Raw genomic sequence first — 4,185 nt, forward strand, 5'->3', positions numbered from 1 at the left:
CTGCGCCAGGCCGGCATGGCTGTCGCTGGCCAGCTCGGTCCCCAGCAGGATCGCGGTCAGCGCCGCCCCACCCATCACGAACCCGCCCCAATCCATCGGCCGCCGCGCGCCGAACTGCTGCGGCACGATGGCGAAGATCACGCCCAGCACCGCCAGGCCCAGCGGCAGGTTGATCAGGAAGATCCAGTGCCAGCTCGCGAAGGTCACGATCATCCCGCCCACCGTCGGCCCCACCACGGGGGCGGCGACGGCGGGCCAGGTGATGGTCGAAATCGCCCTTATCATCCGGCCGGTCTCGGTATTGCGCACCACGATAAAGCGCCCGACCGGCACCATCATCGCCCCGCCCAGCCCCTGCAGCACCCGCGCCGCGATAAACGCATCGACACTGCCCGCCACCCCGCACAGCACCGATGACGCGGTAAAGACCGTCACCGCGCCGGCGAACACGCTGCGCGAGCCGAACCGGTCCGCCGCCCAGCCGCTGATCGGAATAAACACCGCCAGCGTCAGCATATAGGCCGTCATGCCCAGGCTCAGCGCGTTCGGCCCCACATGGAACGACCGCGCCATCGCCGGCAGCGCCGTCGCGATGATCGTCGAATCCAGATATTCCATGAAAAATGTGGCGGCGACGATATAGGGCAGCGCCCGCATCGCGCGGGCGGAGAGGGATCGGGCGGACATGCCCCATCATAACCACCATGCGCCACCCCCGAAACATGCCGATCGACAGGCTTTGCGGTGATTGCGGCTCATAATCACCGCATCCCATGCGGAGTTTCTCTGGAGGGACGCGGTGAATGGCTGCTACATTCCCCGCAAGGAGTGCGGGGAATATGGCGCGCTATATCTACCAACAGACGGGCTGGCCGGAATTCACATGGGACGTCGCGCATCTCTCCCATCAACTGGCGGCCGTACGTCATCGTCAGGGGCGGCTCCTGGGGCGCATGGAATCGCTCGGCTTCGATTTCCGTGCCGAGGCGGTTCTCGGGACGCTGACGGAAGACGTCATCAAATCCAGCGAGATCGAGGGGGAGCGCCTGGATCGCGGCCAGGTGCGCTCCTCGATCGCCCGGCGGCTGGGCATGGATATCGGTGCCCTGGCCCCGATCGACCGGGACGTCGAAGGCGTCGTGGAGATGATGCTGGACGCGACCCGGCATTATGCCGAACCCTTGACGCGGGAGCGTCTGTTCGCCTGGCATGCGGCCCTGTTTCCGACGGGGCGCAGCTTCATGACGCGGATCGTCGTGGGCGCCTGGCGTCATGACGGCGCGGGAGCCATGGAGGTCGTCTCCGGCCCGATCGGGCGGGAACGCGTGCATTACCAGGCACCCACCGCCGACAGAATAGAGGCCGAGATGGCGTCCTTCCTGGCCTGGTGCAATGGCGCGCAGGATCTCGACCCGGTGCTGAAGGCCGCGATCGCCCATCTGTGGTTCGTGACCATCCACCCGTTCGAGGACGGGAACGGGCGCATGGCCCGCGCGATCGGTGACCTCATGCTGGCCCGGTCGGAACAGACGTCCCAGCGTTTCTACAGCCTCTCGGCGCAGATCCGTCAGGAACGGAGGACGTATTACGCGGTTCTGGAGGCGACGCAGAAAGGAACGCTCGATATCACCCCGTGGCTGCACTGGTTTCTCGGTTGCCTGGACCGGGCCTTCGGCCGCGCCGAACAGGCCCTGGGCAAGGTGCTGCAGAAGGCCCGCTTTTGGGAAGACATGGCCGGGCAAATCTTCAATGCCCGGCAGCATCTCATGCTGAACCGGCTGCTGGACGGCTTCGAGGGCAAGCTGAATTCCTCGAAATGGGCAAAGATGACGAAGACATCGCCGGATACCGCCCTGCGGGACATCAACGACCTCGTCTCTCGCGGTATCCTGGCCAAGGATGCCGCCGGGGGGCGCAGCACGCATTACGCGCTGATCCTCCCGAAAGCACAGGAGGCCGAGGACGATTCCCGCGCGGAACCCGCGGCCTGATGGCGAACATGCCGGACGAGGGGCGGAAACCGGGGGGCGAAAAACGGGGGCGAAAAAAGACTCCCTGAAATGCCTCCCTGAAACAAAAAAGGGGGCGCGTGGCCGTCACCGGCCGCGCGCCCCCTGTCGGTCCGTCGCATCCCCGGCCCGTCAGGGCCGGGGCGCGTGGGCTTCAGGGCGTCTCGGGCAGCGCGTAGGCCACCACATAGTCGCCCAGCTTGGTGCCGAACGAGCCGTGGCCGCCATCGGCCGTCACGATGAACTGCCGCCCGTTGACCGCATAGGACATCGGGGTCGATTGGCCGCCGGCCGGCAGGCGGTCCTGCCAGAGCTGCTTGCCGGTGGTCACGTCATAGGCGCGGATATAATAATCCGCGGTCGAGGTCAGGAAGGCCACGCCGCCCGCCGTCGTCAGCGGACCGCCCAGGCTGGGCACGCCCAGCTTGAAGGGGATCGGCAGCGGCGCGCTGTCGCGGATCGTGCCGTTGCGATGCATCCACACGATCTTGTTGGTCTTCAGGTCGATCCCGGCCATGAAGCCCCAGCCCGGCTTCTTGCAGGGCAGGCCCAGCGGCGACAGGAACGGGTTCAGCGTCACGCCGTACGGCACGCCGAACTGCGGCTGCACCCCGGTTTCCGAACCCGAGGGCTGCGACTGGTCGGGGTTGGCCGGGTTGTTCGGCCCGCGCGGAATCAGGCGCGACACGAACGGAATGGCGATCGGGTTGGCAACGGCGATCTGCCGCACCGGATCGACGGCCAGGCCGCCCCACTCGAACATGCCCAGATTGCCCGGGAAGACCAGCGTGCCCTGCAGCGACGGCGGGGTGAACGGCCCTTCATAGCGCAACTGATGGAACATGATCCGGCACATCAGCTGGTCGAACATCGTGCCGCCCCACATGTCCGCGTCGGTCAGGTTCTGCTTCGGACGGAAGGTCAGCTCCGAGAAAGGCTGCGTCGGCGACAGATGGTCGCCCGGCGCCGGGCCCTGCGGCACCTTGGTCTCCGGGGCCGGCACGATCAGCTTGCCGTCGCGGCGGTCCAGCACGAAGATGTTGCCCGTCTTGGCCGGGGCATACAGCGCCGGCACGATCTCGCCGCCGGCGGTGCGGATGTCCACCAGGCTCGGCTGGGCCGGAATGTCCATGTCCCACAGATCGTGGTGCACGGTCTGGTACGACCAGGCCAGCTTGCCGGTATCGGCGTTCAGCGCCACGATCGCGCTGGCATAGCGCTCGGAATCCGCGCCGCGGTTGCCGCCCCAGATATCCGGCGTCTGCACGCCCATCGGGATATAGATCAGGTTCAGCTTCGGGTCATAGGACGACACGATCCACGAATTCGGCGAGTTGGGGACGAATTTGTGGGTGTCCGACGGCATCTCGTTCGGGTCCGGATTGCCCGGATCGAACGCCCAGACCAGCTTGCCGGTATAGACGTCGAAGCCGCGCGTCACGCCCGACGGCTCGCGGGTCGAATAATTGTCCATCACCGCGCCGGACACGATCACCATCTTGTCGGTCACGACCGGCGGCGACGTCGCTTCATAGAAGCCGGCCTGCTTGAACGGCATGCCTTCGGTCAGGTCGACCGCGCCGTTGGTGCCGAAGCCCGCGCAGCGTTCGCCGCTGTCGGCATCGATCGCATACAGATGGCCGTCATTGGTCGGCAGCAGGACGCGATGCGCGCAATCGGTCGGCGCGGGCTGGCCGTCGATCGTCTGCGCGTCCGCCTTCGTCTCATGGTACGACACCCCGCGGCACGTCATGTGCTGGAAGGTCGGGCCATAGCTGATCTTCGGATCGAACTTCCATTTCAGCTTGCCGGTCGCGGCATCCAGCGCGAACAGGATCTGGTGCGGCGAGCACAGATACACGGTGTCGCGGATCTTGATCGGCGTCACCTCGTCGGTGATCTCGCCCGGATCGTGCGGCCCCTTCAGGTCGCCGGTGCGGAACACCCAGGCCACCTTCAGGTCCTGCACGTTCTGCGGCGTGATCTGCTTCAGCGGGCTGAAACGGTCGCCGAACTGGGTCCGGCCATAGGCCTGCCAGTCGGCATCGGCCATCTGGTCCGCGTCGCCCGGCGCCGGCGCGTCCTGCGCCACGGCGGGCAGGGCGCCCGCGATGTCCTGCGGGTCCTGGGTCAGGGCCATGCCCACCACGACCACCGCGGCACCCACGCTCAGGCC

At 66.8% G+C, this 4,185-nt stretch carries 3 protein-coding genes; 1 reads left to right on the forward strand and 2 read right to left on the reverse strand.

The features are described 5' to 3' along the window. Positions 1 to 687, reverse strand: a 687-nt coding sequence (locus HUK84_RS11475) for an MFS transporter (protein ID WP_246285629.1), incomplete at its 3' end; no start/stop codon positions are given. A 152-nt stretch (positions 688 to 839) separates the two neighbouring features. On the opposite strand from HUK84_RS11475, the gene HUK84_RS11480 reads away from it, so the two are divergent. Beyond that, positions 840 to 1,991: a Fic family protein gene (locus HUK84_RS11480; RefSeq protein ID WP_176640416.1), complete on the forward strand. Its 1,152-nt coding sequence runs from the start codon at positions 840 to 842 to the stop codon at positions 1,989 to 1,991. 172 nt (positions 1,992 to 2,163) lie between these two features. On the opposite strand, the gene HUK84_RS11485 is transcribed toward HUK84_RS11480, so the two are convergent. Next, on the reverse strand, positions 2,164 to 4,185 hold a 2,022-nt coding region (locus HUK84_RS11485; RefSeq protein WP_176640417.1), incomplete at its 5' end, for a membrane-bound PQQ-dependent dehydrogenase, glucose/quinate/shikimate family.

This window comes from Nguyenibacter vanlangensis, assembly GCF_013376155.1.
Taxonomy (GTDB): domain Bacteria; phylum Pseudomonadota; class Alphaproteobacteria; order Acetobacterales; family Acetobacteraceae; genus Gluconacetobacter; species Gluconacetobacter vanlangensis.